This window comes from Micromonospora sp. CNZ280 (genome assembly GCF_011759515.1).
Map to the genome: position 1 here is coordinate 987,493 of NZ_JAAOYP010000001.1, position 14,688 is coordinate 1,002,180.

The window sequence follows — 14,688 nt, forward strand, 5'->3', positions numbered from 1 at the left end:
GCGTACCCGCACCCGGCCCCAGCACGCCGACGCGGTGGACGGCCTCGTCATCGCGGTGGACCGGGGCCGCTACACCTGCGTGCCGCCCGACGCCGGGCCGGACGCGCCGACGGTCACCGCGATGCGGGCCCGCGAGCTGGGGCGCAAGTCGGTGGTGGTCGGTGACCGGGTCGGCCTGGTCGGCGACACCTCCGGGGCGGCCGGCGCGCTGGCCCGGATCGTCCGGATCGCCGAGCGGCGCTCGGTGCTGCGGCGCACCGCCGAGGACGACGCGACCACCGCCGAGGGGCGGTTGGAGCGGGTGGTGGTGGCCAACGCCGACCAGTTGGTGATCGTCAGCGCGCTGGCCGATCCGCCGCCGCGCACCGGGTTCATCGACCGTTGCCTGGTGGCCGCGTACGACGCCGACATCGAGCCGCTGCTCTGCCTGACCAAGGCCGACCTGGCCGGCCCGGACGCGGTGCTCGGCTACTACGCCGAGCTGGAGCTGCCGTACGTGCTGATCCAGCCGGACGCCGAGCTGGACGCCCTGCGCAGCCTGCTCGCCGGGCGGGTCTCGGTCATGGTGGGGCACTCCGGGGTGGGCAAGTCGACGCTGGTCAACCGGCTGGTGCCGGAGGCCGCCCGGGCGGTCGGCGAGGTCAGCGCGATCGGCCGGGGGCGGCACACCTCGACCAGCGCGGTGGCGCTGCGGCTGCCGCCCGCGCCGGGCGGCGACGAGGACGGCGACCCGGGCTGGATCATCGACACCCCCGGGGTGCGCAGCTTCGGGCTGGCGCACGTCTCCGCCGACAGCCTGCTGCACGGCTTTCCCGACCTGGTGGAGGGGACGGTCGACTGCCCGGCCAACTGTCCGCACACCGCCGAGGCGCCGGACTGCGGGCTGGACGCCTGGGTGGCGGCCGGCAAGGCCGACCCGCGCCGGCTGGCGTCATACCGCCGGCTGCTGGCCTCGCGGGCCGGTGAGGGCGACCCGCGCGGCGAGCCCGACCCGCGCGGCGAGCCGCCCCCCGGCGGCTGAGGCCGGATCGGCTAGGTTGCGCACATGACCGGGTACGCCGACGATCTCGCCCTCGCCCATCTGCTCGCGGACGCCGCCGACGCGGTGTCGACGGCCCGGTTCCGCGCGCTCGACCTGCGGGTCGAGGCGAAGCCCGACCTGACGCCGGTCTCCGACGCGGACACCGCCGTGGAGCGGGCGATCCGGGCGCTGCTCGCCGAGCACCGCCCGGCCGACGGGCTGCTCGGTGAGGAGTACGGCGCGTCGCCGGCCACCGGACCGGACGACCGGCAGTGGGTGATCGATCCGATCGACGGCACCAAGAACTACATCCGCGGGGTGCCGATCTGGGCCACCCTGATCGCCCTGCTGGAGGGAGGCCGCCCGGTGGTCGGGCTGGTCTCCGCCCCGGCGCTGGGCCGGCGCTGGTGGGCGGCGCGGGGCCTGGGCGCGTACGCCGGACCGGGCACCGCCGGCGGCGCCCCGATCCGGGTCTCCGGGGTACGCGCGCTCGCGGACGCCAGCTTCTGCTACTCGTCGCTCGACGGCTGGACGGCCAACGGGCGGCTGGACGGGATGCTCGGGATCATGCGGGACAGCTGGCGCAGCCGGGCGTACGGCGACTTCTACGGGTACATGCTGCTCGCCGAGGGCGCGGTGGATGTGATGGTGGAGCCCGAGCTGTCGCTGTGGGACGTCGCCGCGCTGGTGCCGATCGTCACCGAGGCCGGCGGCACCATCACCGACCTGCACGGCACGCCGTCCCCGCCGGCCGGCACGGACGCCGACCAGAGCGCGGTGGCCAGCAACGGCGCGCTGCACGCCGACATCCTCGCCCGGCTCGGTCGGCCCACCGCGCGCTGACCCCGGCCAGCCTCTATCCTCGCCAGGTGTCCACCTCCGGCTGGTGCTTCCTCGCGTCGATGATCGTCGCCTACGGCATCGCCAACCTGCTCCAGTCGGTCGCCGCCGCCCGCACCACCGTGCACCACACCTTCGATCCCGGCCTGCTGCTGCGGCTGGCCGGCCACCGCACCTACCTGGTCGGGCTGCTCTGCCAGGTGGTCGGGTTCGTGCTCGCCTTCCTGGCCCGGCGGGACCTGCCGCTGTTCCTGGTCCAGGCCAGCGTGGCGGCCGGGCTCGGGGTGACCGCGCTGCTCGGCGTGCTGCTGCTGAAGTGGCGACTACCGGTGGCCGAGGTGGTGCTGCTGGTGCTGCTGTTCGGCGGGATCACGGCGCTGGTGCTCGCCGCTCGGCCGGCGCCCTCCCGGCAGCTCGGCACGGCCGGCACGGTGGCCCTGCTGGTGGCGCTCCTCGGGATCGCGGTGCTCGGTTTCTTCGCGGTGCGGCTGCACGGCGCGCCCGGTTCGGTGGCGCTCGGCTCGCTCGCCGGGTTGGCGTTCTCCGCCGCCGCGGTCGCGGCCCGGCCGCTGGCGTCCGCGCCGACCGCCGAGGCGTTCCTCGGCAACCCGCTGCTCTACCTGCTGATCGCGCACTCCGTGGTCGGCCAGTTGCTGCTCGGCCTGGCCATGCAGCGCGGCTCCACCACGGCGGCGGTGGCGGCGATGGACGCGGCCGGGGCGGTGCCCGCGGCGATCATCGGCCTGCTGCTGCTCAACGACAAGATCTGGCCCGGTCGGGAGTGGCTGGCCGCGGTCGGTTTCCTGGTCACCCTGGCCGCGGTGATCGGGCTGACCCGGTACGCCGAGCCACAGCACCACCACGCGGTCGCCGGGGAGCGGAAGCGGGCCCTGGTCGGCGCCACCCGCGCCGGCTGAACCGCAGCGCCACCGGCGGACGGAACCGCCGCGCCGGGACGGGTGGTCAGGCCGCCTCGACCGGCTTGCGGCGGCGCACCACCCGCTCGTAGAGCCGCTCCAAGGCGCCGGCCGTCCGCTCCCAGGTGTAGCTGCACCGCACCCGGTCCACCGCGGCGTGCCCGTACGCGAACCGCCCGGCGTTGTCGGCGAGCAGCCGACGCAGCGTCACGCCCAGCGTCCGCACGTCGCCGGGCGGGACCAGCCGGCCGGTGACCTCGTCGACCACCGCGTCGGCGATGCCGCCCATGGCGTAGCCGACCACCGGCACGCCGCAGGCCATCGCCTCCAGCGACACCCGGCCCGCCGAGGAGTAGTGCGGGGTGCAGGCCACCACGTCGGCCGAGCGGTACCAGGTGGCCATCTGGTCGTGCGGCACCGCGCCGACCAGCTTCACCTGCTCGGCCACCCCGTTCTGTTCGGCCAGCTCGCGCAGCCGGCGGGCCTCGGCGTGGTTGGCCAGCTGCTCGGCCGGCGGACCGCCGGCGATCACCAGTTCGGCGTCGCCGACCAGCCGCATGGCGCGGATCAGGTCGTCCTGGCCGTGGCCGGGCGAGAGGCCGCCGACGGAGAGGATCCGGGCCCGCTGGTCGCGCGGGGCGGCCTCCCCGTCGGGGTGAAACTGCTCGATGTCGACCCCGGCCGGCACCATCGCCACCGAGGTGCGTTGCAGGCCCATCCGGGTCAGCTCGTCGACCTCGTCGTTGCACTGGGCGACAGCGATGTCCACCGCCCGGGTCAGCGCGCGCTCCAGCGGGATCCGCTCGCCGGGGCCGCCGTACTGCTGGCCGAGGTGGCGCAGTTGCTCCACGCCGAGCGAGTGGAAGGTCTGCACCACCGGGATGTCCGTTTCGCGGACCGCGTGCGCGGCGGCCAGCCCGCCGATCCAGTAGTGCCCGTGCACCACGTCCGGGGTCCACTCGCCCGACCAACGATCGGCCAGCCAACGGCCGAACTCCGCCACGTACGGGACCAGTTCGGCGGTGGGCAGCACGGCGGCCGGCCCGACCGGAACCCGCTCCACCCGGTAGCCGTGCACGTCGACGCTCTCCGGCAGTCCGGGGTCGTCCCGGCGTTCGTACACCCGGACGTCGTGACCTCGTGCGGCCAGTTCCGCGGCGACCCGCGCGATGTGCTGGTGGGTGCCGACGGCCGGGCCGTCGGGGTGGCTGGACGGGCCGGCGTGCGCGCAGACGAGGCCGACGCGCATGGGTCACCTCCATGCGATTTTCTCCAGCGGTGGTCCTCCGGTCAGAGGGTCCCATTAACCCGGGGCCCGGGAGCCGAAACCTGGCAGATCGGGAAGAGGCCGGCGGGTAGTTGCGCGGCGGCAAGTGTTGTTCCGGCCTCGGCGACTGGGCCGGGAAGGGCCCACGGCCGGGTAGGCGCACCGCCGGCCGCGCGGCGGCCGGCGGCCTGACCTACGTCGAGGATCCGACCGGTGTCGGTCGCATGACCCCCGGCCAGCCGGGGTACCGGCCAGGAATGCCGCTCACCCGCAGCCTCACCGACGCCACCGTGGTGATCACCGGAGCCTCCAGCGGGATCGGGACCGCCACCGCGTACGCCCTCGCCCGCCGGGGCACCGCCGTGGTGCTGGCCGCCCGCAGCGAGGCCGCCCTGCGCGAGGTGGCCCGCAACTGCCGTGACCTGGGTGGCCGGGCGCTGGTCGTGCCGACCGACGTCACCGACCCGGCCGCGATGGAGCGGTTGGCCGCCCGGGCGGTGGAGGAGTTCGGCCGGATCGACGGCTGGGTCAACAACGCGGCGGTCAGCGCGGTGGGCCTGTTCGACGAGATCCCGGTGCAGGAGTTCCGCCGGGTGCTGGAGGTGAACCTGCTCGGCGCCGTGTACGGCACCCGGGCCGCGCTGCCCCACCTGACGGCGGCCGGCGGCGGGGTGCTGGTCAACAACGCCTCGGTGCTGGCCGAGGTGGCGATGCCGTACCAGTCGGCGTACAACGCCACCAAACACGGCATCCGCGGGCTGGCCGACACGGTCCGCCAGGAGCTGCGGGTCACCGGCCGGGGCAACATCTCGATCTGCACCGTGCTGCCGGCGACCATCGACACCCCGTTCTTCCGGCACGCGGCCAACCACAGCGGGCGGGAACTGGTGCCACCGCCGCCGGTCTATCCGCCGGAGGTGGTCGCCCAGACGATCGTCCGGATGCTGCGCCGTCCGCGCCGGGAGGCGTACGCCGGCGGCGCCGCCCGGCTGATCGGCCTGCAGTGGCGGCTCGCCCCGGCGCTGGCCGAGCGGACCCTCGGCTGGTACGCCCACCGCACCCAGTTCGGGCCGGCGCCCCGGCTGGACACCACCGGAAACGTCTTCGATCCGGACGCCGCGGGCCGCCGCGACGGCGGCTGGCACGGCCGGCGGCGGCAGCTGGTGCGGATGACGGCGGCCTTCGGCCTGGCGGCCGCCGGCACGGCGGTGGGCACGGTCGCCGCGATGGCCCGACGAACCCGGACGGACCGCTGATGGGTCCGGCCGGCCGGTCGGATGCGGGGTCCGCGCCGGGCAGGCAGCATAGGGCGATCATGCCGACCGACGTGCGTTGCCCGGTGGAGACGGACCGGTCGTCCGCCGTGATCCGGGTGACCGGGGTGCTGGACCCGGCCGGGGTCGGCCCGGTGCGCGACGCGCTGCTCGCCCGGCTCAGCGACCGGCCCGGCCCGGTCGTGGTGGACCTCTCCGGGTTGCGGGTGGCCGAGCCGGCCGCCGCCCGGGTCTTCGCCGAGGTACGCCGGGAGGTGCTCAACTGGCCCGCCGCCGACCTGCTGCTCTCCGACCCGTCCGGCACGGTCGCCGGGGTGCCCGCCTGGCCGACCCTGGATGAGGCGATGGCCGCGCTGGCCGCCGCGCCGATGGCCGCCGTGCTGACCGCCGACCTGCCGCCGACGGTCGGCGCCGCCCGGCACGCCCGGCAACTGGTCACCGACGGCTGCCAGCGGTGGGGGGTGCCGGGGCTGTCCGAGCCGGGCTGCATCGCGGTCACCGAGATGGTCAACAACGTGGTCGCCCACGCGCACACCCCGATGACGGTCCGGCTGGCGCCCCGCGACAGCGAACTGCACCTGGCCGTCCGGGATCATTCCGCGCACCGGCCGGCGTACGCCGGGCTGGCCCCGCTGACCTCGACCGGCGGCCGGGGGCTGCTGCTCATCGACACGGTGGCCCGGCGCTGGGGCAGCAGCCCGGTACCGGACGGCAAGGTCGTCTGGTGCGTGCTGCACCCCGACGACGAGGCCGCCGCCCGGGGCTGACCGCACGTCCCTCCGGTCGCCGGGCGTCCCCGGTCCGCCCCCTTGACCGGTTGCGCGGCCGGCGGTGGCGGTTACGGGGGTGCCGGGAGTGGGTAGTGACCGGTCATGCGCGACGACGAGTACCCGACCCCCGTGTCCGACCCCGAGGCGGAGGGCCTGCCCGACACCGCCGACGACGACTCGACCGCCAAGGACGACGTGCTGACCGGGCGCGAGGCGGACGGTCCGGAGCCGGCGCAGATTCCCGGCGACCGGGACCCGGTGGCGGTGGACCGGTTCGGGACCACCGCCGAGGAACAGCTCGACGGCGAGTCGCTCGACTACAAGCTGGCCCGGGAGTCCTTCGAACGCCCGGTCGACGACCCGCTGGCCGGCCCGGTCGACCCGGACATCGCCGCCGAGGCGGACAGCCGGGAGCAGGCGGCCCAGGCGCAGCTCGACGCGGACGTCATCGACCCCGGTCCGACCTCGGACCCGAAGTCGCCGGTCTCCATCTACGACCACGGCCAGCTGGGCAGCGTTGCCGACGCTCAGGTGGGGCGGCTGGTCGAACCGGACGAGGGGGCGCACACCGACCAGGAGACCGACTCGGTAGCGTACGACGCGGGCTCGGCCGGCGGTGGCGCCACCGCGGAGGAGCTGGCCATCCACGAGACGCGCCCGCCGCACTCGGTCTGAATCAGTCGTCCAGCCCGCGCTCGATCGCGTACCGGGTCAGCTCGACCCGGTTGTGCAGTTGCAGCTTGCCCAGCGTGTTCTGCACGTGGTTCTGCACGGTCCGGTGGGACAGCCCGAGCCGCTCGGCGATCTGCTTGTACGACATCCCCTTGGCGACCAGGCGCAGCACCTCGGTCTCCCGGTCGGTGAGCCGGGGTGCCGCGCCGTCCCGGCTCACCGGGGCGGTACCCGTCGGTGCGGTCCCGGCCGGTTCGGCCGCCAGTCGCCGGTACTCGCCGAGCACCAGCCCGGCCAGGCCGGGGGTGAAGACCGGCTCGCCCGCGGCGGTACGCCGCACGGCGTCCAGGAACTCGGCCGGGGCGGCGGACTTCACCAGGTAACCGGTGGCGCCCGCCTTCACCGCGTCCAGCACGCCCTGCGCCTCGCCGCTGGCCGAGAGCATCAGCACCCGCACCTCGGGCAGCGCCGCGCGCAGCCCCCGGATCACCTCGACACCGGAGATGTCCGGCAGTTGCAGGTCGAGCACCACCACCTCCGGTCGGGTGGCCGCCGCGACCCGGACCGCCTGCCGCCCCTCGCCGCTGGTGGCCACCACCTGGTGGCCGGCCTCGGTCAGGTCGCGGGCCACCCCCTCGCGCCACATCGGGTGGTCGTCCACCACCATTACCCGCGCCACGGTTTCCCCCTGTCCACGCTCACGGCGCCACCTTCCGTTCCCGACCGCGGTGCTCGCGGACCCGGGCCGCTCACCGACGCGTCCGGGGCACTGTCAACTCCACCTCGGTGCCGGCGCCGGGCGCCGAGGTGATCCGCACGGTCCCGCCGAGGTCGGCGAGGCGACCCCGGATCGACCGGGCGACCCCGAGCCGCCCCTGGGCCGCCGCCTCGGCCAGCCGGCCGTCGGGGAACCCGGGCCCCTCGTCGCGGACCGACACCGTCACCGTCGCCCCCTCGTCCTCGACCAGCACCCAGGCCCGGCCGTCCGCGTGCCGCTCGACGTTGTCCAGCGCGGCGGCGGTGGCGGCGGCCAGCTCGCGGGCCACCGGCCCGGGCAGCGGCACCGGGGTGGCCGGCGCCGAGAGCGACACCGTCGCCGAGGCGTACCGGCCGAGCAGGGCGCGCAGGTCCACCGGGCCGCCGTCGGTGGCTGCGGGGACCGGGCCGGCCCCGCCGATCAGCGCCCGCAGCGCCGCCTCCTGCTCGCCGGCGAGCCGGGCCAGCTCGCCGGCCTCGCCGTCCAGGTGGGCGCCACGCCGCTGCACCAGCGCCAGCACTTGGAGCACCGAGTCGTGGATGTCCCGGGCCAGCCGCTCCCGCTCCCGGGTCGCGGCCTCCAGCTCGACCGCCCGGTGCAGCCGCTCCTCGGCGGTCACCGCGAGCCGGGCCACGTGCCCCACCACCACGCCGGCGAGCAGCATCAGGATCGTGCCGTTGAGCGCCGACGGGGTGACCATCCCCCGGGTCGCCAGATCGGCGGCGCCGAGCGTCAGGGCGGCGACCGCGCCCCGGCGCCGCCCGCCGGAGACCGCCCAGGCCAGCACCGGCCCGCCCAGCCAGGCCACGGCCAGGGTGGTCACCCCGGCGGCGAGCGCCGCCCGCCCGACCACCCACGGGGTGACCAGCAGGATTCCGAGGACGACCCCGAGGTCGGCCAGGAGCAGCGGCCAACCCCGCCACCGCGGGCGGGCGTACCCGACCGCGGTCACCCCGGTCCAGGCCGCCATCACCAGGACCACCGCGCCCGCCGCGAGCGGGTGGGCGTAGCGGTCCGCGTCGCGGAGCACCACCACGCAGACGTACGCCAGGGAGGCGACCCGGAACACCGCGACGGCCCGCCAGAGCGGGACCTCGAAACCACCGGGTGGGGACGGCACGGAGGCCACGATGCCACAGTGCGGCCGGCGGCCCGCCACCCCGGCCGGTGCGGCCGGAGGAACCCTGACGTACGGTGGAAATACCGCGAACACCTCCGAGATCCGCTGGCGGGACGGGGCCATGACGAACGCTGATCCCCCGGCACCGCGTACGGTTGTGCCCATCGAACCCTCCCTCCTGATCGCCGAAGCCTTCGACCAGGCTCAGGTGACCGAGCTACGCCACTCGGTCACCTCCTGCGCGCGTGCCGCCGGACTGAGCGGGCAGCGGCTGGACGACTTCGTGCTCGCGGTCAACGAATTGATCACCAACGCGGTCCGGCACGGTGGCGGGCGCGGCTGGCTGCGGCTGTGGCGGCAGGCCGGTCACCTGCTCTGCGAGGTCTCGGACCACGGTCCCGGGATCAGCGCCCGGCGGCTGGACGACCGGAGCCGGCCGGCGCCGGACACCGCCGGCGGCTGGGGGCTCTGGCTGGCCCGCGAGCTCAGCGACAGCATGGAGGTCGAGACGGGCGCCGCCGGCACGAGGGTACGGATCAGCGCGGCGGTCGGCGCCCACCAGCACATCGGCCGGCACCGCCGCGACTGACCGGCGGTCACGCCGGCCGCCCGGCCGCTCGGCGTGGCGGTACGGCGTCACCCTGCCCGCCCGCGTCACCGTGCCCGCCGGCGTCACCGGGTGCCCGGCGGCGTGCCGGAACCCCCCAGGCGCCCGGTCAGGCGAAGAGAGCGCTGACCGACTCGCCGTTGTGGATCCGGCGCATCGCCTCGGCCAGCGCCGGCGCCACCGACAGCACCTTCAGCTTCGGCACCCGCTTGTCGGCCGGGATCGGCACCGTGTTGGTGCAGACGATCTCCAGCACCCCCTCCTGCTCGCTGAGCCGGTCGAGCGCACCGCTGGAGAAGAGGCCGTGCGTGCAGGCCAGCCGGATCGAGCGGACCTTCAGCTCGCGCAGGTGCTCCATCAGCTCGATCACCGTGCTGCCCTTGGCGATCTCGTCGTCCAGCACGATCACGTCCCGGTCCGCCACATCGCCGATCACCGCGCTGATCTTGACCCGGTCGTCGCTGAACCGCTGCTTCGCCCCGGCCGCCACCGGCGTGCCGAGCCGCCGGGCGAACGCCGCCGCCTCCTTGGCGTTGCCCAGGTCCGGCGAGACCACCACGGTGTTGCTCAGGTCGTACCCGCTGAAGTGCTCGGCCAGTTCGCGCAGCGCGTGCAGGTGGTCCACCGGCACGCTGAAGAAGCCGTGCACCTGCGGGGAGTGCAGGGTCATCGCCAGCACCCGGTCGGCGCCGGCCGAGGTGAGCAGGTCGGCCACCAGCCGGCCGCCGATGGAGATCCGCGGCGCGTCCTTCTTGTCCGACCGGGCGTACGCGTAGTGCGGGAGCACCACGGTGATCCGGCCGGCCGACGCGCCCCGGGCGGCGTCGATCATGAGCAGCAGCTCCACCAGGTGTTCCTGCACCGGCGGCACCAGCGGCTGGATCAGGAAGACGTCCCGCTCCCGGCAGTTGGCCTGCAACTGCACTTCCAGGCAGTCGTTGGCGAACCGGGACACCCGCACCGGGTGCAGGGGCACCCCGAGGTGGGCGCAGATCTCGGCGGCGAGTTCGGGATGGGCGGTTCCGCTGAACACGGCGATGTCACGCACGTCTGCACATCGTACGGATCACCGGCGGGACCGGGGCCGGACGGGGCCCACCGGCCCGGCGCCGGGCGGCGCACCGCCGCCGGGCCGGGTACGGTGCTGCCGTGACCGGAGAGTACGTCGCCGCCATCGACCAGGGCACCACCTCGTCGCGGTGCATCGTCTTCGACCGGGCCGGGGAGATCGTCTCCGTGGCGCAGCGCGAGCACCGGCAGCTCTTCCCGCAACCGGGCTGGGTAGAGCACGACGCCGAGGAGATCTGGCGCAACGTCGAGCAGGTGGTCCGGGAGGCGCTGGACGCGGCCGGCACCGACGCGGCCGGGCTGGCCGCGGTCGGGATCACCAACCAGCGGGAGACCACGCTGGTCTGGGACCGGGCCACCGGCCGCCCGGTGGCCAACGCGATCGTCTGGCAGGACACCCGCACCGGTCCGCTGCTGCGCGAGCTGGAGCAGGCGTACGGCGAGGAGCTGTTCCGCACCCGCACCGGCCTGCCACTGGCCACCTACTTCGCCGGGCCCAAGCTGCGCTGGCTGCTCGACAACGTCGAGGGCCTGCGGGCGCGCGCCGAGGCCGGCGAGCTGCTCTTCGGCACCATGGACAGTTGGCTGATCTGGAAGCTGACCGGCCGGCACGTCACCGACGTGACCAACGCCAGCCGCACCATGCTGATGGATCTGTCCACCCTCGACTGGGATCCGGAGCTGCTGGACGCGATGGGCGTGCCGGCCGCCATGCTGCCGGAGATCCGCAGCTCCGCCGAGTTCTACGGGGAGGCCACCGGACTGCTCGCCGGGGTGCCGGTGGCCGGCGCGCTCGGTGACCAGCAGGCGGCGCTGTTCGGGCAGACCTGCTTCCAGCCGGGCGAGGCCAAGTGCACCTACGGCACCGGCAGCTTCCTGCTGCTCAACACCGGCGCCAGCCCGGTCTCCTCGGCGCACGGCCTGCTCACCACCGTCGCCTACCGGATCGACGGCCAACCCGCCGCGTACGCCCTGGAGGGGGCGATCGCGGTGACCGGCTCGCTGGTGCAGTGGCTGCGGGACAACCTCGGGCTGATCTCCACCGCGGCCCAGGTGGAGGAGCTGGCCGGCACCGTCGCCGACAACGGCGGCTGCTACGTGGTGCCGGCCTTCTCCGGGCTGTTCGCCCCGCACTGGCGCAGCGACGCCCGGGGCGTGATCGCCGGGCTGACCGGCTACATCACCAAGGGGCACCTGGCCCGGGCGGTGCTGGAGGCGTCGGCCTGGCAGACCCGCGAGGTGGTCGACGCGATGAACGCCGACTCCGACGTCGCGCTGCGCCGGCTGCGGGTGGACGGCGGGATGACCGCCAACGGGCTGCTCATGCAGTTCCTCGCCGACGTGCTCGACGTGCCGGTGGTGCGGTCCCGGATCACCGAGACCACCTGTCTCGGCGCCGCGTACGCGGCCGGCCTGGCGGTCGGCTTCTGGCCGGACCTGGCGACCCTGCGCGAGCAGTGGCGCTCGGACGCCCAGTGGACCCCGGCGATGACCGGGGAGCACCGCGACCGCGAGCTGCGCAACTGGCGCAAGGCGGTCGAGCGCACGTTGAACTGGGTGGACTGACGGCGGCCCGGCCGACGGTGCCGAAGGGGGACCGATGCCGACCCTGGTGTTGGTGATCATGAGTGTGCTCGGCCTGTCCGGGGCGAGCTACGCGGTCGTCCGGTTCCGGCGGGACCTCGACCTGCTGCGCCGGGGCGCCCGGGCGCCGGGCGAGGTGGTGGGACTGCGACCCGTCACCTTCGGCTACGGGCCCCGGACGTATCACCCGGTGGTTCGGTTCCGGGCGGCCGACGGCCGGGAGCTGACCGCGACGCCGGGGCGCTGGCGGCAGACCCCGCTGTCGGCGGCCCCCGGGCCGGTCACCGTGGTGCACGAGCCGTCCCGGCCGACCCGGATCCTCGTCGAGGCGCCGGGGATCGGCGGCACGTCGTCCGTGATCGTCCCCTTCGTCACGCTGCTCGGCGTCAGCGTGATCGTGCTGGTCGTCGGCGTCGCGGTCTTCCTGCGCCTGAGCTAGGGTCCGGCGACCGCCCGCCGACCCTCCATGGTGGGTGGTGGTCGGCAGGGGCTACGGTCGGCCCCGCAGCACCGACGGACGACACGGGAATGGGGGCACGATGACCGGGCCGAACGGGAACGCGCCGACGGGCGACGTGATGGCGCAACTGATGGAGCGGATGCGGGAACAGCTGAACCGCGGAGAGGAGCTGCGCACCCGGCTGGCCGGCCTGACCGGGCGGGCGGAGAGCGAGGACGGGCTGGTCCGGGTCGCCTGCACCGCTGAGGATCCCGCCCACGAGCTGCACATCGACCCGCGCGCGCTGCGCCTGCCGGCGACCGATCTGGCGGAACTGCTCGGCGACCTGCTCCGCAAGGCCCGGGCCGACCTGCAGCGGGAAACCAGCGAGGCGCTGCGCGAGCTGACCGGCCCGGCCGGCCCGGAGGCGCTGGTGCACGACCCGGCGGCGGCGCAGGCCAAGCTGGCACAGCTCAACGACCTGGTCAGCGGGCCGCTCCGGGAGAGCACCCAGATGTTGGAACGGCTGCGGCGCCAGCTGGGCGTCTGACGGGACCGGCCGGGAGCGGGGTCAGCGGCCGCGCCGCGCCCGCTTCGCGGCCGCCCGCAGGAACACGACGGCGAGCGCCACCAGCACCGCCAGCAGGGCGGAGCCGACCAGCAGCGGGGCGACGAGCCAGCTCATCAGGTTCACCGTGGCCCGGGTGTCGTTGCCCCAGCCGCCGACCTGCTCGCCCTCGCGTACCGAGCCGCCGCCCACCGGGCCCTGGACCACCGTGCCGTCGGAGAGCTGCCAACTGCCGCGGCACCGCTCGGTCGCCTTCGGACCGTCGAGGTCGCAGGACTCGACCCGGATGGTCACCCGCTCGGCGTCGATCGCGTTGCGTCCCAGGCCGATCGGGAGCGCCAGGGCGACGGCGACCAGGACGACCGGCACCAGCAGCCGCTGCCAGCGCGGCCGGCGGGCCATCCGGGACACGTAGTCGTCGGGCGGCGTCGGGGCGGGTCGTCCGGGCGGCATGGCTCGGAGGCTACCAGCGCGGGGCATCCCGCCCCAGCCATGATCCGGTAGGCTGTCCGCGCTCCGGCCGCAACGGACGTCGATCGCGCCAACGGGGAGGGCCGATGATCGAGGTGGACCCGCCGGCGATCCGTGCGCTCGGCGAGACGATCGAGCGTGAGGTCGGCCCGGCCCTGGACGCCTGCACGGATCTGCTGGAATCCGCCCGCGCCATCACCCACAGCAACTTCACCTCGGTGGTGCCCCACCTGGCGGTCGCCTACGTCGGTGCCGTCGAGTTCGTCGAGGAAGAGCTGCGCAGCAAGCGCGAGCACCTCACCGAGATCCGGTCGCGGTTGTCCGCCACGGCGGACAACTGGGAGGCCACCGAGACCGCCAGCACCATCGCCGCCCGCTGAGGACGCCGGAGAGACCCGATGGCAGACCCGACCTACCCCGCGATCGCCGCCAAGGCCGCGCTGGTGGAGATCTCCGTGGCCGCGGCGGTCATCCCGGCCGCCTGGCCGGTCGCCCAGATCGTCTACTTCAACCAGTGCGATCCGGAAACGATCATGCGCAAGGGCGGCGACTGGCTCTCGATGTACGACCAGCTCGGCACCGCCCGCGACAACCTCGACTCGGCCGTCGGCACGCTGACCGCCGCCCAGTGGAGCGGCCGCGACCGGGACGCGTTCGGCGTGCACGTCCGCAAGTACGACGTCCAGGTCGTCGGCACCCAGGTGCTCGCCGTCACGGTGGGCGTCACCATGCTCTGCGTCGGCGCCATCCTGCTCTGCCTGGTGGTGGCGTACACGGTGGTCTCCACCATCCTGTTCGCCTTCGCCACCTTCATCGCGGCCGCCGCGGCGACCGTCGTCGGATCGCCCGCCGCGGCCTCCGCCCTGGCCACCGCGAACTCCTTCGCCGCCTCGGCGCTCGGCTTCCTGAAGGGGATCGAGGCGATGGCCGAGGCCGTCGCCACCGGCGGGGCGGCGGCGATCGCCGCGGCCGGCGCGTTCGACGTCGGGATGCAGCTGGGCACCGGCCGCACCGACGTGCTGAAGGACCTGGTCCAGGCCACCGTCGACGGGCTCGACAACGTGGCCGCCGGGTTCCTCTCCAAGTGGGAGCGGGACTTCGTCGGCTACGGCATCCACAGCAGCGGCCGGCACATCGCCGGCTCCCCCAACGGGCCGGGCTACCTGATCTACGGCGGGATGACGCAGGTGGCGCCGGCCGGCGCGGACGCCGACGGGGACACCGTCTGGGGCACCTCGGGTGTGGTGGACAACGTCTGGTCGCGGGTCTTCGGCGGGGACGTCTGGAACCACTGAGCGCGCCGCCGGTCCGCC

Annotated in this window: 16 protein-coding genes and 1 pseudogene; 12 read left to right on the forward strand and 5 right to left on the reverse strand. The window is 75.0% G+C overall.

The window, feature by feature from the left end:
- Positions 1 to 34: 34 nt before the first annotated feature.
- From rsgA to FHX32_RS04680, 3 genes and pseudogenes are all read left to right on the forward strand, one after another.
- A complete protein-coding gene (rsgA, locus tag FHX32_RS04670) occupies positions 35 to 1,021 on the forward strand; it encodes a ribosome small subunit-dependent GTPase A (protein WP_486480909.1) in 987 nt (328 codons plus the stop codon).
- Between the two features lie 24 nt (positions 1,022 to 1,045).
- Positions 1,046 to 1,864 carry a histidinol-phosphatase gene (gene hisN / locus FHX32_RS04675; protein WP_167179614.1) on the forward strand — a complete coding sequence of 273 codons (819 nt, stop codon included), beginning with the start codon at positions 1,046 to 1,048 and terminating at the stop codon, positions 1,862 to 1,864.
- Positions 1,865 to 1,923: 59 nt separating this feature from the next.
- A pseudogene (locus tag FHX32_RS04680) lies at positions 1,924 to 2,870 on the forward strand (hypothetical protein).
- On the opposite strand, the gene FHX32_RS04685 reads toward FHX32_RS04680, so the two are convergent.
- Positions 2,825 to 4,027 carry a glycosyltransferase gene (locus FHX32_RS04685; RefSeq protein WP_167179616.1) on the reverse strand — a complete coding sequence of 401 codons (1,203 nt, stop codon included), beginning with the start codon at positions 4,025 to 4,027 and terminating at the stop codon, positions 2,825 to 2,827. The pseudogene FHX32_RS04680 and the gene FHX32_RS04685 sit on opposite strands and share 46 nt — an antisense overlap.
- Positions 4,028 to 4,302: 275 nt before the next feature.
- On the opposite strand from FHX32_RS04685, the gene FHX32_RS04690 reads away from it, so the two are divergent.
- The 3 genes from FHX32_RS04690 to FHX32_RS04700 all read left to right on the forward strand — a co-directional run bounded on the left by FHX32_RS04690 (position 4,303) and on the right by FHX32_RS04700 (position 6,764).
- Entirely contained in the window at positions 4,303 to 5,301 is a 999-nt protein-coding gene (locus tag FHX32_RS04690) for an SDR family oxidoreductase (protein WP_167179617.1), read from the forward strand.
- 59 nt (positions 5,302 to 5,360) lie between these two features.
- Positions 5,361 to 6,086, forward strand: coding sequence for an ATP-binding protein (locus FHX32_RS04695; RefSeq protein ID WP_486480910.1), 726 nt, complete (start codon positions 5,361 to 5,363; stop codon positions 6,084 to 6,086).
- A gap of 105 nt (positions 6,087 to 6,191) precedes the next feature.
- A complete protein-coding gene (locus FHX32_RS04700) occupies positions 6,192 to 6,764 on the forward strand; it encodes a DUF5709 domain-containing protein (protein ID WP_167179619.1) in 573 nt (190 codons plus the stop codon).
- Between the two features lies 1 nt (position 6,765).
- Here the strand turns inward: FHX32_RS04700 and FHX32_RS04705 are convergent, their stop codons facing one another.
- The gene (locus tag FHX32_RS04705) at positions 6,766 to 7,428 is read right to left on the reverse strand and encodes a response regulator transcription factor (RefSeq protein WP_167182236.1); all 663 of its coding nucleotides are present in this window, start codon (positions 7,426 to 7,428) and stop codon (positions 6,766 to 6,768) included.
- A gap of 82 nt (positions 7,429 to 7,510) precedes the next feature.
- Positions 7,511 to 8,638 (reverse strand): MacS family sensor histidine kinase, encoded by a 1,128-nt coding sequence (gene macS, locus FHX32_RS04710; protein ID WP_486480911.1) that lies wholly within the window; start codon positions 8,636 to 8,638, stop codon positions 7,511 to 7,513.
- A 121-nt stretch (positions 8,639 to 8,759) separates the two neighbouring features.
- Between macS and FHX32_RS04715 the strand changes: the two genes are divergently transcribed.
- Entirely contained in the window at positions 8,760 to 9,227 is a 468-nt protein-coding gene (locus FHX32_RS04715; RefSeq protein ID WP_167179621.1) for an ATP-binding protein, read from the forward strand.
- Between the two features lie 127 nt (positions 9,228 to 9,354).
- Here FHX32_RS04715 and FHX32_RS04720 read toward each other — a convergent pair whose 3' ends face one another.
- Positions 9,355 to 10,293, reverse strand: coding sequence for a ribose-phosphate diphosphokinase (locus FHX32_RS04720; protein ID WP_167179622.1), 939 nt, complete (start codon positions 10,291 to 10,293; stop codon positions 9,355 to 9,357).
- A 101-nt stretch (positions 10,294 to 10,394) separates the two neighbouring features.
- On the opposite strand from FHX32_RS04720, the gene glpK reads away from it, so the two are divergent.
- The 3 genes from glpK to FHX32_RS04735 all read left to right on the forward strand — a co-directional run bounded on the left by glpK (position 10,395) and on the right by FHX32_RS04735 (position 12,886).
- Complete coding sequence (gene glpK, locus FHX32_RS04725; RefSeq protein WP_167179623.1) at positions 10,395 to 11,879, forward strand: glycerol kinase GlpK; 1,485 nt, start codon at positions 10,395 to 10,397, stop codon at positions 11,877 to 11,879.
- 34 nt (positions 11,880 to 11,913) lie between these two features.
- Positions 11,914 to 12,336, forward strand: a complete 423-nt coding sequence (locus FHX32_RS04730; RefSeq protein ID WP_167179624.1) for a DUF3592 domain-containing protein — start codon at positions 11,914 to 11,916, stop codon at positions 12,334 to 12,336.
- Positions 12,337 to 12,436: 100 nt separating this feature from the next.
- Positions 12,437 to 12,886 carry a YbaB/EbfC family nucleoid-associated protein gene (locus FHX32_RS04735; protein WP_167179625.1) on the forward strand — a complete coding sequence of 150 codons (450 nt, stop codon included), beginning with the start codon at positions 12,437 to 12,439 and terminating at the stop codon, positions 12,884 to 12,886.
- Positions 12,887 to 12,907: 21 nt separating this feature from the next.
- Here the strand turns inward: FHX32_RS04735 and FHX32_RS04740 are convergent, their stop codons facing one another.
- Positions 12,908 to 13,357 carry a hypothetical protein gene (locus FHX32_RS04740; protein ID WP_167179626.1) on the reverse strand — a complete coding sequence of 150 codons (450 nt, stop codon included), beginning with the start codon at positions 13,355 to 13,357 and terminating at the stop codon, positions 12,908 to 12,910.
- 104 nt (positions 13,358 to 13,461) lie between these two features.
- Between FHX32_RS04740 and FHX32_RS04745 the strand changes: the two genes are divergently transcribed.
- Together FHX32_RS04745 and FHX32_RS04750 are read left to right on the forward strand one after the other, a co-directional pair.
- Complete coding sequence (locus tag FHX32_RS04745; RefSeq protein ID WP_167179627.1) at positions 13,462 to 13,755, forward strand: hypothetical protein; 294 nt, start codon at positions 13,462 to 13,464, stop codon at positions 13,753 to 13,755.
- A gap of 18 nt (positions 13,756 to 13,773) precedes the next feature.
- Positions 13,774 to 14,670 carry a hypothetical protein gene (locus tag FHX32_RS04750; RefSeq protein ID WP_167179628.1) on the forward strand — a complete coding sequence of 299 codons (897 nt, stop codon included), beginning with the start codon at positions 13,774 to 13,776 and terminating at the stop codon, positions 14,668 to 14,670.
- Positions 14,671 to 14,688: the final 18 nt, after the last annotated feature.

Excerpts from the sequence above, each read along its gene's own strand:
- FHX32_RS04740 (WP_167179626.1), bottom strand. The coding sequence starts at position 13,357 with ATGCCGCCCGGACGACCCGCCCCGACGCCGCCCGACGACTACGTGTCC.
- FHX32_RS04735 (WP_167179625.1), top strand. The coding sequence starts at position 12,437 with ATGACCGGGCCGAACGGGAACGCGCCGACGGGCGACGTGATGGCGCAA.
- FHX32_RS04695 (WP_486480910.1), top strand. The coding sequence starts at position 5,361 with ATGCCGACCGACGTGCGTTGCCCGGTGGAGACGGACCGGTCGTCCGCC.
- hisN (WP_167179614.1), top strand. The coding sequence starts at position 1,046 with ATGACCGGGTACGCCGACGATCTCGCCCTCGCCCATCTGCTCGCGGAC.
- FHX32_RS04700 (WP_167179619.1), top strand. The coding sequence starts at position 6,192 with ATGCGCGACGACGAGTACCCGACCCCCGTGTCCGACCCCGAGGCGGAG.
- FHX32_RS04745 (WP_167179627.1), top strand. The coding sequence starts at position 13,462 with ATGATCGAGGTGGACCCGCCGGCGATCCGTGCGCTCGGCGAGACGATC.
- FHX32_RS04730 (WP_167179624.1), top strand. The coding sequence starts at position 11,914 with ATGCCGACCCTGGTGTTGGTGATCATGAGTGTGCTCGGCCTGTCCGGG.
- FHX32_RS04715 (WP_167179621.1), top strand. The coding sequence starts at position 8,760 with ATGACGAACGCTGATCCCCCGGCACCGCGTACGGTTGTGCCCATCGAA.
- FHX32_RS04685 (WP_167179616.1), bottom strand. The coding sequence starts at position 4,027 with ATGCGCGTCGGCCTCGTCTGCGCGCACGCCGGCCCGTCCAGCCACCCC.
- FHX32_RS04750 (WP_167179628.1), top strand. The coding sequence starts at position 13,774 with ATGGCAGACCCGACCTACCCCGCGATCGCCGCCAAGGCCGCGCTGGTG.
- FHX32_RS04690 (WP_167179617.1), top strand. The coding sequence starts at position 4,303 with ATGCCGCTCACCCGCAGCCTCACCGACGCCACCGTGGTGATCACCGGA.
- FHX32_RS04705 (WP_167182236.1), bottom strand. The coding sequence starts at position 7,428 with ATGGTGGTGGACGACCACCCGATGTGGCGCGAGGGGGTGGCCCGCGAC.